The following is a 17,485-nucleotide window of genomic DNA, read 5'->3' as shown; positions in this document are numbered from 1 at the left end:
TACTTTTTTGTGTGATCACCCTATTTGCGATAGTTAATCGGGTTAATGCACAGGATATCTCCTTCAGAACAGATATCAGCCAAGCGATTCAAAATCCATCAAACTTGGCCAAGCCGTGGGTCTTTTGGTACTGGATGTATGGAAGTTATTCAAAAGAGGGCATCACGGCTGACTTAGAGGGCATGAAAGAGGCGGGTATTGGGGGCGCCTACCTGATGCCGATCGAAGGTCCGCAGGATCCCCCGCTTTATAAGCCTGCCATTGAGCAGCTTAGTCCCGAATGGTGGGAGATGGTAACCTACGCGATGAAAGAGGCCAAGCGATTGGATTTGGAGCTGGCCATGCATGTCAGCGATGGCTTTGCCACGGCCGGGGGTCCCTGGATCAAGCCGGAAGAGTCGATGCAGAAAGTGGTCTGGAGTAAAACGTATCCGGAAGGAGGAAAGATTATTTCCGATACGCTGAGTCAGCCGGAAACAAATGAAGGGTATTATAAGGATATTGCGGTGTATGCATACCCCACACCGGAGGGCGCTCGGCAAAATAGCTATGCCCGACAGGTAATGGTTACAAGCAGCCGGGAGAAGCCCGAAACCGATCCCCAGCTCTTGACTACGAAAGGCAATGAAGAGGAGTTTGAATGCGAGGAGCGGTGTTGGATCCAGTATGAATTTGAAAAGCCCTTTACGGCACGTTCTCTGACGATTCATACGGGGGGAAGTAACTATCAGCCCAATCGCTTGCGAATCCAGGTTAGTGACGACGGGCAGCATTTTCGGTCAATCGGGCAATTACAGCCACCCCGGCACGGCTGGCTGGATTGGGATGCCCCGGTGGCCCACGCCTTGGAGGCGACGACCGCCCGGTATTTTCGGTTTGTGTATGATCCCAAAGGATCGGAGCCCGGGGCCGAAGACCTTGACGACGCCAAGTGGAGTCCGGATCTGGAAGTACTGGGCATAGAATTGTCGGGAGCTCCCCGGATTCACCAGTTCGAGGGAAAGACCGGGGCAGTATGGCGCGTGAGTGAACAAACCACTTCTGGCCAGGTGCCTGATTCCCTATCTGTTCCGTTGGACAAGATGATCAACATCACCGAATATTTAAACAGAGACGGCACATTGGATTGGAAAGTCCCTGAAGGCGCATGGACGATCTTACGGATGGGACATACCTCAACCGGTCATACGAATTCTACCGGAGGAGGCGGAGAAGGATTGGAGGTTGATAAATTCAACCCGGATCCCATCCGCAAACAGTTCGATCGATGGTATGGGGAAGCCATCCGCCAGGTAGGCCCTGAACTTGCCTCCGAAGTGTTGAAAATTTTTCATATCGACAGCTGGGAAGCCGGCAGTCAAAATTGGTCTCCCGTATTTCGGGAAGAGTTCAGGAAGCGTCGTGGGTATGACCCGTTGACGTATCTTCCGGCTATGGCCGGGATACCCGTGGAAAGCGCAGAGGTGTCTGAACGGTTTCTCTACGATATACGAAAGACTATCGCCGAACTGGTTAACGATGTATTTTTTGAGGTGGTGGCGAGACAGGTGCACAATGAAAATAAGATGTTCAGCGCTGAAAGTGTATCCCCTACTATGACCAGCGATGGTATGCTCCATTTCAAGACAGTTGACATCCCTATGGGAGAGTTCTGGCTGCGCAGCCCCACACATGACAAGCCAAACGATATGCTGGATGCCATTTCTGCGGGACATGTGTATGGAAAGCCTATCATCCAGGCGGAAGCCTTTACGGAAGTGAGGATGGAATGGGATGAACATCCAGCCATGCTTAAAGCACTTGGTGACCGGAACTACGCGCTTGGCATCAATCGGTTTGTATATCACGTATTTACCCATAACCCCTGGCCGGAACGCGGGCCTGGTATGACGCTCAGTGGAGTGGGACTTCTCTTCCAACCCGGACAAACCTGGTGGGAGCCGGGCCAGGCGTGGGTCGACTATGCTCACCGTTCGCAGGCCTTATTACAGCAGGGAAAGCCTGTGGCGGATGTGGCTGTATTTACCGGGGAGGAAGTGCCTCGACGATCATTATTACCTAACCGATTGGTGCCAACCCTGCCGGGTATTTTTGGGAAAAAGGTGGTCCAGCAACAGAAAGGGCGCCTGGCAAACCAGGGACAGCCACAGCAGGAAATCCCGGTAGGAGTTGATAACTCTGCCAATATAGCCGAGGCCCCCGATTGGACCGATCCGCTGCGCGGATACACCTATGATTCCATTAATCGCGATGCTCTGTTGAATTTGGCCACCGTCCGCAATGGGCAAATTGTATTGCCCGGCGGTGCCCGTTATAAGTTGCTGGTGCTGCCCGGATCGAGGAGAATGTCGCTCCACGCGGAATTGATGACCCCTGAGATTGCGCAGCGGACTCTTGAGCTGGTGAAAGAGGGGGCAACCCTGCTGATCGGTGAACAGGCTCTTCAGGCTCCGGGTCTGCAGGATTATCCAGCAAGTGATAAAAAAGTACAGAATATAATGCGGGAATTATGGAAGGGGGCTCCGGAAGACCTCCAGCCCATGTCGACCTGGAAAGTTGGCAAAGGCAAAATAGTAAAAGGACCTTATAAGGCCGATACATTTGACCGCCTGGGCATAAGTCGCGATGTAGAAATCACCGATTCCTCCAATCGCTATCTCGATGATTTTGCCTGGACCCACCGGGCGGACAGGGCGAAGAATATGGATGTCTATTTTATTTCCAACCAGCGATCTAGAACCCGAGAATTTCGCTTGTCACTTCGAGCAGGTGGACGTGTTCCCGAGATCTATAACGCTGTAACGGGAGAGTTACGTCCGGCGGAAAAGTGGTCGATTGAAAATGGACGCACCCAATTGCCTTTAAAACTGCCTCCCAACGGGTCCATATTTATTATTTTGCGAAAACAGGCAGAGCAGGATAATAGCAAGGGTGAAAATTGGTTGACGCTTAGGTCTGTCAAAGAAATTGAAGGGACATGGAAGGTTACATTTGATCCAGCGGAGGGTGGTCCGGCAGATACCATATCATTTCGCAACCTTACCGATTGGGTTAACCGGCAGGATTCCAGCATCCGTTACTATTCTGGTACCGCTGAGTACCACAATTCATTTGAGTGGGATAAGGCTCAATCAAAAAACAAACGAGTTTGGCTTGATCTGGGAAAAGTGGCAAATATCGCTCGGGTAACGGTCAACGGGCAAGACTGCGGCGTGGCATGGACACCGCCATATCGGGTGGATGTTACGAAGGCGCTCGGGAAAGGAAAGAACAGTATAAAGATTGCAGTTACCAACACCTGGAGAAATCGCATTATTCGTGATCACAACCTGCCTGAGGATGAGCAGGTTTCGTTTTTAACAGATCCCGTTCCCTATTTGTTGGAGGGAGAGCCGCTCGTCCAATCCGGATTGCTAGGCCCGGTAACCCTGCAAATGGAATAGTTACTGGTATTTTGTTGGTTTGGATGAGGAATATTCATCAAAAAGAGGATTCTTAATACCCCAGATCTTCTCATCAAGTTTTATATAAGGCCTCATGCACATTATTTCCGGAATATGGCCACCTGTCGGTCTGTAATTACTACAGGCCAATACCTTAACTAACGATAGTAGTTCGTGTTAGACTCCATATACTGACCAAAGCATGAATAAATATTTGGAGTAAGAGGAAATAAGTTGCGTAAAATCTTGCAAAGGAATAAATTATTTTCTATATAAAATATAATTTCAAATATAAATATAAAGATTATGGGGAAAAGACAGATTGTTGGTTACAGGCAGTTCAGGAACCGTAAGTTAGTAAATGCCCTCTTTATGGGTGGCCTTGTATTTTTACTGTTATCCATGACAGTAGATCATGTTTTTGCTCAGGGACAGGGTAAAGAGACTATTGAAGGCATTGTATCGGATGCTTCAACCGGGGAGCCTCTTCCCGGGGTGAATATTCTGGTAAAAGGTACGTCTGTGGGCACCAGTTCGAATACCGATGGGAGTTACGAAGTTACCGTCCCCTCTCTGCAAGATACGCTGGTGGTTTCATTTGTGGGATTCCAAACGCAGGAAGTTACTATCGCAGGACGCAGAACGATCGATATTACCCTGCAACCGCAAGCGATTAGTGGCGAAGAATTAGTTGTAGTAGGATATGGTACTCAAACCCGGAGGGAAATTTCGGGATCGGTGAGTTCGGTCACTCCAGAAGATTTTAATGAAGGAGCGGTTAGTAATCCCATGCAGCTGCTTCAGGGTAAAGTGGCGGGATTATCGGTGGTGAACACAAATGGGGGCGATCCGACATCTGACTTTGAAGTAAGGTTACGTGGATCATCCAGTTTGAATGCGAGTTCTGAGCCGTTGGTAGTTATTGATGGTATACCGGGCGGTGATCTCAATCAGCTTAATCCCAATGACATAGAATCTATTGATATCTTAAAGGATGGATCGGCTGCTGCAATCTACGGTACGCGCGGGACCAACGGGGTGATCTTGGTGACTACCAAGAAGGGAAATGCTGGAAGTGTGCAAGTGGAATATTCCGGGAAGGTTCAGACGCAGCAGATCCAGCGCAGTATTGATGTGCTGAGTGCAGAGCAGTACCGAACGCTCAAAAGTCGTCTATCCGAGTCCGATCCCGACATCGCTTCCAGCATGACTGACTACGGGGCGTCCACAGACTGGTTCAATGAAGTTACCCGTAATCCTGTCAGCAATATACACAGCTTGGCCCTGAGCGGAGGGATGGAGAATACTACCTATCGAGCTTCCCTTTATTATGCGAATCAACAGGGAGTTATGCTGAGCTCTGGTCAGAATGAGTACCGAGGTAACATAAATTTACAGCAGTCCAACCTGGATGGCCGCCTGCAGCTTGACCTGAGGCTCGGTGTTTCAGATCTGCAGGAGAATACAGTGGACTATGACGCAATACGGCAATCTATAAAATGGAATCCGACGGAACCTGTGTATAATGAAAGTGGGGAATTGAATGAGAAGCTTGGGGCCTGGCAGTATCAAAATCCGGTCGGTGTGTTGACGGAACGGACAACCGATGATGGAACGACCCGATTTCATGGAGACCTGGCGGCCTCCTTAAAAGTTCTGAACAACCTGGAGGTTACGGCACAGGCGGGTATGCAGTCTAATAAGTGGCTCAACGGCTATTATGAACCCAGTTACTCCTATCCACAGGAAGTAAACGGAACCCACGGTACGGCTTCAAGAGCAGCCGGGCGTACGACGACGAATACCTTTGAATCAACCATCGAATGGTCCCGCGATATCAGCTCACACTCTGTAGATCTGATTGGGGGATATTCTTATCAGAAGTTTACTGATGAAGGCTTCGATGCTGAAAATACTGAATTCATTACTGATGGCTTTTCCTATAATAATCTCGGATCCGGAAGTTATCTGGAAGAAGGCCAGGCCGGAATGGGGTCATATAAAACGGAAAGTAAGCTTGTCGGTTACTTTTCTCGTCTGACCTATAATTTTGATCAGAGGTACTTCTTGAGTGCCAGTGGTCGCTACGAAGGGTCTTCCAAATTTGGCGAGAACAATAAATGGGGCTTCTTTCCGGCTGTTTCAGCTGCCTGGGACTTATCGAATGAAGAATTTACCGGACTTTCAGAACAGTTTGATCTGTTTAAACTCAGGGTGGGTTTCGGTATCACGGGGAACCAGGGAATAGATCCGTATATCCCGCTCCAGCGTTTGAATGCCAGCGGATATTTCTATTACCAGGGAGAGTTTATTCCGGGATATGAACCAGTCAGCAATCCCAATCCTAACCTGCAGTGGGAAACCAAGGAGGAGCTCAATGTCGGTATTGACTGGACCCTGGCCAGCGGACGCCTGGGAGGGGCCATAGAGTATTACCGGCGCGATACCAAAGACCTGTTACATGAATACGATGTGCCAGTACCCCCGAACCTTTATGAAACGACCTGGGCTAATGTAGGATCCATGCGCAATAGCGGCTTTGAAGTGTCACTGAATACCGTACCGGTTCAGACGAGGGAATTAAACTGGGTGGTCGATTTTAATATAGAGCACCGCAAGAATGAATTGCTAACGCTATCCAATGATCAATATCAGCTGGAGTATCGCAATGAGGGAGCTATAGGTTCGCCCGGTATTGAGGCATGGAGCCACCGGTACGAACCCGGGCGGTCGATCGGAAGTATTCATGGCTACCGATACGAAGGACTGACCGAAGACGGGGAATGGATATTTTCAGATTTGAATGATGACGACCAGTACACGCCTGAAGATCGAACCTACATCGGTAACGGGGTGCCCGATTTCTTTGCTGGTCTGACAAGCAGGTTAAATTACAAAAATTGGGATATGACCGTGATGTTCAGGGGCATGTTTGGTCACCAGGTGATCAATCACAAACGTATCTGGTACGACAATCCGACCACCCTGCCCAATAATATCATGGTGTCGGCCATGGATTCCGAGATCAGGGATGATCCACGGTTTTCGAGTCTCCAGGTCGAAGATGCTGATTTTGTAAAGCTTGATAACCTGACGCTGGGGTATACGCTACCGGCCGAGCAGATCGGTTTCCGTGATGCCCGGGTCTTCCTGACCGGAACAAACCTGTTGCTGATAACAGGCTATTCGGGGCTTGATCCGGAAGTGGCTACCGGGGGATTGACACCGGGGCTTGACGACAGGCAGGATTATCCAAGCACCCGCACCTTTACGCTGGGCGTTAATTTGTCATTCTAAAACATATTTTGAATATCATGAAGAAATTACTTCTCACTATATCGACCTTTTTAAGTATTCTGCTTGTATTCAGCTCTTGTAACGACCTTTCTCAAAATGTGCACAGTGACATTGCCGAGCAAAATTTCTATGAAACCGAACGCCAGGTTCTGGCGGCGGCAGGCCCGGCATATTCAGGTCTGCGTACGTATACCCAGATTGCAGGAATTTGGGGGGTACAGGAGCTAACCACAGACGAAACAGTGTTGCCCACTCGCGGTCAGCATTGGTATAACGACGGGATGTATCAGCGCTATCAGCGCCACACCTGGCATGCCGAGGAAGGTAATACCAATATCGCATGGAATGATATTTTCAGCGGTATTAATACTACCAATCGCCTGTTGCATCAGTTTGGAGAAATCGAAGAAAAGAGTGAAGCCCTGGAGCTTATTACTTACGAATTAAGAGGGCTCCGTGCTTTCTGGTATTTCCTGGCGTTGGATATGTTCGGTAACGTTCCTCTCGTCACAAGTTATGAAGAGGCTGATGCCGCCCCGGCTACCAACAGTCGGCAAGAAGTGTTTAATTTTGTTGAAGAAGAGCTGACGTCGGTCATTCCCAATCTCAGTTCCGAGGTAAATAGTAATACCTACGGTCGGTTTCATCGTTGGGCTGCCTATGCAACGTTGGCCAAGTTGTATCTGAATGCGGAAGTCTATACCGGTTCTCCTCGCTATGGGGATGCGTTATCAGCCCTGAATGCGATTATCGATTCAGGTAACTACTCGCTGGAAGACAACTATTTTGCCAATTTTGCGGTAGAAAACCAGGGCTCGTCCGAAAATATATTTGTGATACCCTACGACCATACCTACACCACCGAATGGGGATCGATGCACCAGCCCCATTTCTGGACCCTTCATTTTGTAGGAAATCAGGCAGTAAATATGCAGTATGGGGCCTGGGGAGGTTTTGCCGGCGGACCTGAATTCGTCCAGTCATACGATGATGCGGATGAAAGAAAGGATATTTGGCTGACGGGCGTGCAAACCACTCCCGCAGGGGATACGCTCTATAACAATCAGGAGCTTCCTTCAGATTCCGCTTTAGTATATACTGAAAGTATCAGTTCACTGGAAAATGCCCACAAGAATGAAGGTGCTCGCCTGATGAAATATGACTACACGGGAGCACAGGAATGGTCGCTGGATAACGACTACGCCATTTATCGTTATGCGGATATCTTACTGATGAAGGCCGAGGTCCTCATGAGACAAAATGGGGGTAATGCCACGAGTGAAGCGGTCACATTGGTTAATGAAGTTCGGAGCAGGGCCTTTGATAACCCGGGTGAGCATATGTACTCTACAGGATCACTGACCATGGATACACTGCTTGCAGAACGTGGGTGGGAACTTGCCGGAGAGGCCTGGAGGCGTAACGACTTGGTGCGGTTTGATGAATTCGCCTCAGGATCATGGACGTTTAAAAGTCCGGTCGATGAGACCAGGAACATCTTCCCAATTCCCCAGCAACAGATAAACTCAAATCCAAACCTGGAGCAGAATCCCGGCTATTAGTCATACCGCTTTATTTTTGGATGAAAAGCGAAGTTGTTATATGCTTAGGCCATTAAATCACTACAGCGAGCTTCAACTGCGACGCCTTATAACTCTAAATTATTAAAATGAGACCTAAGAGGATTAATTTGCTGACGCTGCTGTTGGTCACCCTGCTTTTAGGGTGCAATAGCAGTTCAGAAACGAAGACAAAAAGTTGGACAGAACTTGAGAATAGTACTCCCCAATGGTTTAAGGATGCTAAATTTGGAATCTACTTCCACTGGGGAGTTTATAATGTGCCGGCCTATCACAGCGAGTGGTATTCCAGGAATATGTATTTCCCGGGCAGTAAAGCCAATGATTATCATCTCAAGAACTATGGTCCCTTGGACAAGTTCGGTTATAAAGACTTTGTGCCTAAGTTTAAGGCCCCAAAGTTTGATCCTGGCGCATGGGCCTCTCTTTTTGCCAAAGCCGGCGCTCGTTTTGCAGGTCCGGTTGCTGAGCATGCTGATGGATTTTCGATGTGGGAGAGTAAGGTTAACAGCTGGAATGCCAAAGACCGGGGTCCCGAGGTTGATGTCGTTGGGGCAATGGAGCAGGCCATAAGAAAAGAAGACCTTAAGTTTGTCACTACCTTTCATCACCAGTGGCATTGGGGATGGTATCCTACTTTCAAGGATACATCAGTCGTGGATGCAGGGAATCCGGCGTATTCGGAACTCTATGGTCCGGAAGTGTCCGAGGAAGCCTGGCGTCATAAAGAGTCGGCCGCTAAACCTAACGAGGCTTTTTGCAGATTCTGGGCTGATAAAGTACACGAAGTAATCGATGGTTATAACCCGGATATGATCTATTTTGATACTCGGTTGGGACATATTGAAGAGTCATATCGTAAAGAAATAGTGGAGCATTTTCGCCGCAATAATGAAGCAAGAGGAATGGAGAAAAAGGGGGTGATTCTTCATAAGGATAACGATCTGCCGACAGAAGTGAGCGTCCAAAATCATGAGAAGTCACGTATAAATCAAATAGGAGAGAAGGTCTGGCAGACCGAGGAACCCATTACAACCTTTAGCTGGAGCTACACCCGGGATATGGAGCTGCGCCCTGCCAAAGATATCCTGCATAGCTTGATTGATGTCGTCAGTAAAAATGGGGTGTATCTTCTGAACATTTCTCCGAAAGCGGATGGGACGATTCCGGCGGATCAACGGTCGATCTTGTTAAAAATGGGCGACTGGTTGAATAGCTATGGGGAAGCAATCTACGGAACGCGCCCATGGTACCGGTATGGGGAGGGACCTCGTTATCGACAAGACCAAAATAAGGACAAAGATTCTGAAGAAGAGTATCACGAACGAAGATATTCGGTAAAAGACGTCCGTTATACGACCAAGGGAAATACTGTCTATGCCATCTTGCTGGGGCAGCCGAAATTAAATGACGAGATCTTGCTGGAAGCTTTTGCTGAAAAAAATGCAGTGCAAGAATCCAAGGTAACGAATGTATCCTTGCTGGGATCTGCTCAAGAACTTTCCTGGCAGCAAGAAAGTAATGGATTATCTGTTATGATTCCTGAAAAGAGAACTGAAACAATGGCAACAGTCCTAAAAATTCAGGTTTAATAATGTATCTGAGGAACTAATCAGTTTCCATGCCTAATCGCTGTAAAATTTTGGAGGAGGTTTTTTGAGAAGCGGAAATAATTTCATCCATAGAAATGACGTCATCAAGCTGTGTGGTAAAAATCGATACGGCAAGTGAGGCAAAGAGCTTTGTATCGCTGTTACCTATGGGTACAACGACATCCGTTACCCCCTGTGATACATCACTCTGCTTGGCATAATATCCCTGTTTACGGATTTGTGTCAGTGAATCGATAAAGTCTTTTTGCTCTTTAGAAGAATACTCTTGGAATTCTGTACTTCGATCGAGTATATTTTGTCGCCGTTCTTCATCCATAAAAGCCAGAAGTGTTCGTCCGGAAGCTGTCAATAAGAGTGGAAAAAGGCTTCCCTCCTCAACAGAAAGTGAAATTGGTCCTGGACTTTTTGATTGGTAAATAACCATTAACTGATCGAGATAGATGATACTAAGGTGGCACGATTGTTTAGTGATTTCCGAAAGTTCCTGCATGGGATATTCAGAAACCCTGCGAATTTCATCGACCGGTGAATGTCGGTGTGACAGGTTGAATAGTTTTAGCGAAAGTCGGTATTTCCCGGAAACTTCCTCTCTAATCAGGTAGCCCCGTTCTTCCAGGCTTACGAGCATCCGGTAAATTTCATTCGTGCTTCTGCCTATTCCATTGGCAATTTCAGTTTGTGAAAGTGAAGCCCCTTCTAATGATAGATGTTCAAGTATATCCAATCCCTTTTCAAGAGCAGGAGCCTGGTAGCTATTCTTCTTTTTCTTCGCCATTTTCTGGTTGTATCTCTTGTCAGTTCGAATTAACTGGGCTTTATAGCAGGCTAATTATACATAAATCCTATCCCAAAGGATAGTCCGGCCAATCAGTCTATAGATAGAATAAAAGAGTATTTTTTTATTTATGAAATTTAAATTTATTTTTAAATAAAAAGATCGTATGACAATTAAAGAAATTCAACTAAAGGGCATCACATGGAATCATAGCAGAGGGTTAATCCCCATGGTTGCGACGGCCCAGCGTTACAGCGAGTTGCACCCTCAGATCGATATTGAGTGGAGGGTACGTTCATTACAGGAATTTGCAGATAAGCCGTTGGATGATTTGATCGGGGAATATGATTTACTGGTAATTGATCATCCGTGGGTAGGATACGTTGCAGAAACGGGAATTTTGGTCCCTCTCGATGAGTATTTGTCAACTTCATTTCTTGAAGATCAGGCCTCAAACAGCGTTGGTAAATCCTACGAAAGCTATTCCTGGGACTCACGCCAGTGGGCCTTACCTATTGATGCGGCAGCGCCAGTGGCTTCCAGCCGTCCCGATCTGTTGAGACAGGCAGAAGTGGAGCGACCGGAGACCTTTGAGGACCTGCTGAATCTGGTTGACCTTGGGCTTGTCGCTTTTCCGGCTATTCCTATCGACACCTTGATGAACTTTTATATGTTTTGTTCCGCTTTGGGAGAGCCTCCATTTTCCGGGCGGGAACAAGTCGTTAGTCAGGCTGTTGGAGCAAGAGCCTTACAGCTATTGAAACAACTGATTGGCAAAATTGATCCGGCCTGCTTTGAAAGGAATCCTATCAAAATTTATGAGATAATGACCCAGAGCGATGAGGTAGGCTACTGCCCTTTTGCTTATGGCTATATTAATTATGCCCGAAAAAATTACGCTCGAAAGGCATTAGAATTTCACGATGTAGTCAAGTTTAAAGATAACCGGCTGGTAACTACACTGGGAGGAACCGGATTGGCGGTTTCGGCACGAAGCAATCATGTTGAGGCAGCCTGCGATTATACTGAATATGTTGCCTCTGCTTCCATCCAGGCTTCAATCTACACAGAAAGTGGTGGACAGCCAGCACACAGAAAAGCATGGGAAGGTCAAGATGCCAATAATTTATGTGGTGACTTTTTAAAGAATACACTCCCAACACTTGAGAGAGCTTTTTTGCGGCCTCGGTATAGCAGATATATTTCCTTCCAGGATCAGGCCGGTCCCATTATGTGGGATTATTTCAAAAACGGGGGAGAGGCCGAAGCTTTGTTGAATAAGGTAAATCAATTATATAAAGATAGCCTAAATGCTATTGCTGAATAGTAAGTTGAACGATGCATCTATTTAAAAAATAAGAATTCATCAAGATTGCTGTTAATTTCAAAAACCTTCGAGTAGATATATAGTATGGATGTCTCTCTTAAGATGAAATTAGTAAAAAACCGCTAAGTATTCAGAAGTACTAAACGGAGAAACAGCAGAATTTTTTAAAGAGCGATTAGAATGCAAAAAAGTATTTTAGAGCGGTTAGACACCCGGCTCGATGCTATTGATGAATATGAGCGCGAACCCGTTCCTGATAGTAAACGAAAAGGATGGAAGGGCTTTCTTGGAATGTACGCTGGTGAGCACACCGCCGGTACCGAATTTGTTATTGGTCCCTTATTTGTCGCTCATGGCGTAGCTGCCTATGACTTAATCTGGGGACTCATTGTCGGTAATATTTTAGCGGTATTAAGCTGGGCTTTTTTGTGCGCACCTGTGGCCGTAAAAACCAAGCTTACGCTGTACTGGCAGATGAAGAAAATATGCGGTGACAAGCTTGCCCTGATCTATAACATCGTCAACGCCCTGATGTTTTGTTTCTTAGCGGGATCTATGATTGCCGTGTCAGCGACAGCGGTGGGATTACCCTTTGGTATAGCAATGCCATCGCTTGGGGATTGGCTCCCCACCAGTCTTGGGTGGATTCTTACCGTCTTTCTTGTGGGGGCGGTCATCACGGTTGTAGCTATTTTGGGATACGATTATGTGGCGCGCTTTGCCAATATTGCTTTCCCATGGATGATTTTAGTATTCATAGCTGCAGCACTGGCGGTCTTACCTCAGCTGGGCGTTACGTCTATTTCAGATTTTTGGACAGTGGCACAGGAGAAAATATGGACGGGCATACCGGCGGAAGGACAAAGCAAATTTACCTTTTGGCACGTTATGTTTTTTGCATGGTTCGCCAATATGGCAATGCACATTGGGATGGCAGATATGTCCATATTACGCTTCGCCGAAAAATGGCAGCATGGCTTCTCATCGGCTACAGGAATGTTTTTTGGACATTTTATCGCCTGGATGGCATCGGGTATTCTAACAGCCGCAGCTGCAGGGGCCATCGCTCCCGGAATCATTGCATATAACAGTGCAGGTATTGCAGGCGCCATTTGTGTGGTTATTGCAGGGTGGACAACAGCCAACCCTACAATTTACAGGGCGGGCTTGGCCTTCCAGTCGGTAACCCCAGACTGGAAGCGCTGGAAAGTGACCCTCTTTACCGGATTGGTAACATCCATAGCAGCCTGCTTCCCGGCACTGGTGATGAAGCTGTTGGATTTTGTAGCTCTGTATGGCTTGGTGCTCATGCCAATGGGCGCAGTGATCTTTTTAGATGTAATGGTGTTTAAAAAAATGAACCTCCAGAGCAACTTTGCGGAGGCAAGTGGATCGGACTTTAACTGGGCAGCAGGATTGACATGGTTTATTACACTAATCCTTTGCGTTTTTATTAACTTTTATATGGGAATTGAGATATTTTTCCTGGGATTACCAGGATGGTTTATAGCCGTATTACTGTACATAGGCTTAAGCATTTTTTATCAACGCAGACAAGAAGCTGCCGTCCAGAGTGTTGCAGGATAATATAAGGTGAGTAACAACTGAAATTTCAAAATATGTTTTTAAACTAAATGACGAATCAAAACGAGATTGAAGTGGATATTGCAAAAAAGAAAGAAACAAGTACTACGAAATCCTATTTCAGACAAGTGGAAAGTAAATGGGATGACCAGCACGTTGAAGGAGAAGACCTGTTAAGCAGACTGGTCTATCGGTCAAACTTGTTGGGCAGCGATTCGTATATCAATAATACGGGGGGCGGAAATACCTCCAGTAAAGTGATGGAAGAAGATCCAATTACAGGGGAAGAGGCTGAGGTGCTCTGGGTTAAAGGGTCCGGTGGTGATTTACGCACCGCAACCAAACCCAACTTTGCCTCACTGTACCAGCAGAAATTGCTACAGCTGCAGGATATCTATCACGATATGGAAAATACCGGGCTAAAAACGCCGGCCGAAGATTCCATGACGGAGATGTATGCGCACTGCACCTTTAACTTGAATCCACGTGCTCCGTCTATCGACACGCCGTTGCACAGTTTTATCCCTTTTAAGTTTGTAGATCACACCCATCCGGTGCCGGTCATTGCCATCGCTACCGCTGATAACGGTCCTGAACTGATGAAGGAAATTTACGGCGACGAAGTAGCATGGGTCGACTGGATGCGTCCCGGTTTTGAGCTGGGGCTCAAGCTCCAGGAGACAATCGAGCAGAATCCCGGCATCAAAGGCATTATTCTTGGAGGCCATGGACTAATTAATTGGGCGGATGACGACAAGGAGTGCTATGAGCTGAGTATTGAACTAATCAACAAAGCGGCCGATTATCTTTCAGATCATGAGCTGGGGGAAGATTCCTACGGCGGAGCCAAATTTCAGTCGCTGGATAAGAAAGAACGGCGCGAAGTGCTTACCGAAGTTCTTCCTTATTTGCGGGGACAAGTAAGCCAGGAAAATCAATTTATAGGAACCATACAGGATGATGACGTAACTCTGCAGTTCATTAACTCTGAGGATGCGCCGCGGCTGGCGGAGTTGGGAACTTCCTGCCCGGATCACTTTCTGCGCACCAAAATTAAGCCGCTGTATGTGGATTGGAATCCCCAGGAAGGTTCCGTTGAGGATCTGAAAGCCACCATTAAAGAGGGCTTGCAGGGGTACCGCGAAGATTATGCCGACTACTACAATACGCATCGCGACGAGGATTCGCCGGATATGCGAGATCCCAACCCCACGGTTATTTTGATCCCGGGATTAGGGATGATTGCCTGGGGTAAAAACAAAAGCGAATCGCGGGTAACGGCTGAGTTTTACACGGCGGCTATTGGTGTAATGCGCGGCTCTGAATCGGTGGCTACCTACACCGCATTGCCCAAACAGGAAGCCTATGACATTGAATATTGGGCTCTCGAAGAAGCGAAGCTGCAGCGTATGCCTCCGGAGGCTGAACTTTCCCGGCAGGTAATTGCCGTTGTCGGTGCCGGAAGTGGTATCGGTAAGGCACTGGCTCCCCGATTGATAGCAGAAGGGGGAACGGTAGCAGCGCTTGATTTAAATGCCGAAGCTGCGGAAGCAACCGCAAAAGAAATGTTGGATGATATCGGGATGGGTATCGGCGTTGCTGGCTCAGATATCAGTGGATCCGGAGATATTATTGGAGTAGAATGTGATATTACAGACCGCGCCTCCGTACAGAAGGCACTGCACGATATTGTGATCGCCTATGGCGGTATCGATAATGTGGCGGTTACGGCTGGTCTTTATCCCACGCCGGACCAAGATGGCAACCTGGGTGACGAGGCTTGGGATAACAGCTTCGCTGTGAATGTTAAAGGCAACTATATTGTGGCAGACGAAGTTTCGGATATCTGGGAAGCCCAGGATCTGAAAGGCAGCATGGTCATTACCACCAGTGCCAATGCCGTCGTCCCTAAAGCCGGTAGCTTTGCTTATGATACCAGCAAATCGGCTGCTAATCACCTTATTCGTGAGCTTGCTATTGCATGCTCGCCCAAAGTGCGGGTCAATGGCGTAGCTCCGGCTACGGTAGTAGAAGGAAGCAGTATGTTCCCCCGTGATCGGGTGATCGCTTCCCTGACGAAATATGACGTTGATTTCAGCAAGGACGAAAGCACGGAAGAATTGCGTGATAAGCTGGCTGACTTTTATGCAACCCGCACCCTGACTAAGGAGCCAATAACACTCGAACAGCAGTGCGAAGCGATCTATTCTCTTCTCAGCTCTGAGTTTGAGAATACGACCGGCCATATAATTCCGGTTGACGGAGGCCTGAAAGAGGCCTTCTTACGATAGAAGCCAGGCTAAATTAAAGGTAATATGAAAATTATACTCATCATACTTTCTGTTCTGGGGCTGGCGCTGACGGTTATTCCGTCGGTGTTGGTCTTTGTTCAGGATATATCTCTTCAAACCCACCAAAATATTATGGTGTTTGGAATGCTCTTGTGGTTTGGGACATCCCCATTTTGGATGAAAGAACAGAAATTATAAACCGATTTAAGATGAAGCCGTGGCTGTTGTGCCCGGTTATTAGGAAATAGCAGTTCTATGGAAATAAATGATCAGCAAATAGAAAAGCATAACAAAGAGGTAGAAGAAGGACATATCGCTTCTTTTGCACCCTTAGTAGATCAGCTTGATAAACAAGGCATTGAAGTTAACGCCCTCATTGAGCAGATAGGATCTTTCCAGATTGCTATACCAAGCTGGGCCCTCGGGGCCGGTGGTACACGATTTGGACGGTTCCCAACCGGGGGAGAACCAGGAAGCCTAAAAGAAAAAATTGAGGATGTGGGACTGCTACACACCTTAAACCGGTCAAGTGGGGCTATTTCGCTGCACATACCCTGGGATATTCCGGAAGATACCGCTGCTATAAAGCAGTTAGCTGAGAAGTTTGACCTTAGCTTCGATGCCGTGAACTCCAATACCTTCCAGGATCAGGAAGATCAGGAGCATTCCTATAAATTTGGGTCGTTATGCCATACCGATGACTTCGTTCGGAACCAGGCCATTGAACATAATATTGAGGTCATTAAATATGGTGAGCAGCTGGGTTCCAAGGCGTTGACCGTGTGGCTGGCGGATGGTTCTAACTTTCCGGGACAGCAGAATCTAAGCAAAGCACTGAAGCAGACCCATGAATCACTTGAACAGATCTATGCAGCTCTACCTGCTGACTGGGAGGTCCTGATTGAGTATAAGCCGTATGAGCCCAATTTTTATTCTACGGTTATTCCGGATTGGGGAACTTCCTTTTTACTGGCTAACAAGCTTGGCGACAAGGCACAGACGTTGGTCGATTTAGGACACCATCTTCCCAATACCAATATAGAGCAGATTGTAGCCACCTTGCTGATGGAGAATAAACTGGGAGGATTCCATTTTAATGATTCCAAATACGGGGATGACGACCTGACGGCAGGATCCATCAAGCCGTTCCAACTCTTTTTAATTTTTAATGAATTGGTGGGCGGCACCGACACTTATGATGATTTAAAGCATAATATTTCGTGGATGATCGATGCCAGTCATAATGTTAAAGATCCACTGGAAGACTTAATGCAGTCGGTAGAAGCTATCAAACAAGCCTATGCAAAAGCGTTGCTCATTGACCGGCAGGGGCTGCAACAAGCCCAGGCAGATAATGATCCCGTTGCAGCTCAGCAGCTACTCCAGGAAGCTTACCAGACGGATGTCCGCCCCCTGCTGAGAGAATCACGAATTAGAAATAAGGCCGCTGCTTATCCGGTGAAACTGTTCCGGGAATTACAAGTGAGAAATCAGCTTGTTGAAGAACGGGGAGAAGAGACCATCGCAACGGGGCTTTAATATTCAGCATCCAATAATTGATAATAACCAAGCAAG

Annotated in this window: 10 protein-coding genes; 9 read left to right on the top strand and 1 reads right to left on the bottom strand. The window is 47.3% G+C overall.

Annotation, left to right across the window (positions count from 1 at the left end):
- The first annotated feature begins 11 nt into the window (after positions 1-11).
- The 4 genes from J6I44_RS00280 (at position 12) to J6I44_RS00265 (ending at position 9,912) form a co-directional block, all read left to right on the top strand.
- Positions 12-3,443, top strand: a complete 3,432-nt coding sequence (locus tag J6I44_RS00280; protein WP_265763924.1) for a glycosyl hydrolase — start codon at positions 12-14, stop codon at positions 3,441-3,443.
- 306 nt (positions 3,444-3,749) lie between these two features.
- Entirely contained in the window at positions 3,750-6,740 is a 2,991-nt protein-coding gene (locus tag J6I44_RS00275; RefSeq protein WP_265763923.1) for a SusC/RagA family TonB-linked outer membrane protein, read from the top strand.
- Between the two features lie 17 nt (positions 6,741-6,757).
- On the top strand, positions 6,758-8,302 hold the full coding sequence (locus J6I44_RS00270; protein WP_265763922.1) for a RagB/SusD family nutrient uptake outer membrane protein: 1,545 nt from the start codon (positions 6,758-6,760) through the stop codon (positions 8,300-8,302).
- Positions 8,303-8,409: 107 nt separating this feature from the next.
- Positions 8,410-9,912 carry an alpha-L-fucosidase gene (locus tag J6I44_RS00265; protein ID WP_265763921.1) on the top strand — a complete coding sequence of 501 codons (1,503 nt, stop codon included), beginning with the start codon at positions 8,410-8,412 and terminating at the stop codon, positions 9,910-9,912.
- A 16-nt stretch (positions 9,913-9,928) separates the two neighbouring features.
- On the opposite strand, the gene J6I44_RS00260 is transcribed toward J6I44_RS00265, so the two are convergent.
- Positions 9,929-10,708: an IclR family transcriptional regulator gene (locus J6I44_RS00260; RefSeq protein ID WP_265763920.1), complete on the bottom strand. Its 780-nt coding sequence runs from the start codon at positions 10,706-10,708 to the stop codon at positions 9,929-9,931.
- 166 nt (positions 10,709-10,874) lie between these two features.
- Here J6I44_RS00260 and J6I44_RS00255 point away from each other — a divergent pair, with 166 nt between their 5' ends.
- The 5 genes from J6I44_RS00255 to J6I44_RS00235 all read left to right on the top strand — a co-directional run bounded on the left by J6I44_RS00255 (position 10,875) and on the right by J6I44_RS00235 (position 17,449).
- Positions 10,875-12,035 (top strand): extracellular solute-binding protein, encoded by a 1,161-nt coding sequence (locus tag J6I44_RS00255; protein ID WP_265763919.1) that lies wholly within the window; start codon positions 10,875-10,877, stop codon positions 12,033-12,035.
- Positions 12,036-12,215: 180 nt separating this feature from the next.
- Positions 12,216-13,622 carry a purine-cytosine permease family protein gene (locus J6I44_RS00250; RefSeq protein WP_265763918.1) on the top strand — a complete coding sequence of 469 codons (1,407 nt, stop codon included), beginning with the start codon at positions 12,216-12,218 and terminating at the stop codon, positions 13,620-13,622.
- A 47-nt stretch (positions 13,623-13,669) separates the two neighbouring features.
- Positions 13,670-15,910 carry a bifunctional rhamnulose-1-phosphate aldolase/short-chain dehydrogenase gene (locus J6I44_RS00245; protein ID WP_265763917.1) on the top strand — a complete coding sequence of 747 codons (2,241 nt, stop codon included), beginning with the start codon at positions 13,670-13,672 and terminating at the stop codon, positions 15,908-15,910.
- Between the two features lie 24 nt (positions 15,911-15,934).
- Positions 15,935-16,108 carry a hypothetical protein gene (locus J6I44_RS00240; protein WP_265763916.1) on the top strand — a complete coding sequence of 58 codons (174 nt, stop codon included), beginning with the start codon at positions 15,935-15,937 and terminating at the stop codon, positions 16,106-16,108.
- Positions 16,109-16,165: 57 nt separating this feature from the next.
- Entirely contained in the window at positions 16,166-17,449 is a 1,284-nt protein-coding gene (locus tag J6I44_RS00235; RefSeq protein ID WP_265763915.1) for a sugar isomerase, read from the top strand.
- The last annotated feature ends 36 nt before the right edge of the window (positions 17,450-17,485 follow it).

It is taken from the genome of Fodinibius salsisoli (assembly GCF_026229185.1).
Lineage (GTDB): Bacteria > Bacteroidota > Rhodothermia > Balneolales > Balneolaceae > Fodinibius > Fodinibius salsisoli.
Note: the sequence above shows the minus strand (reverse complement) of the source record. Positions and strands in the feature narration are given on the sequence as shown.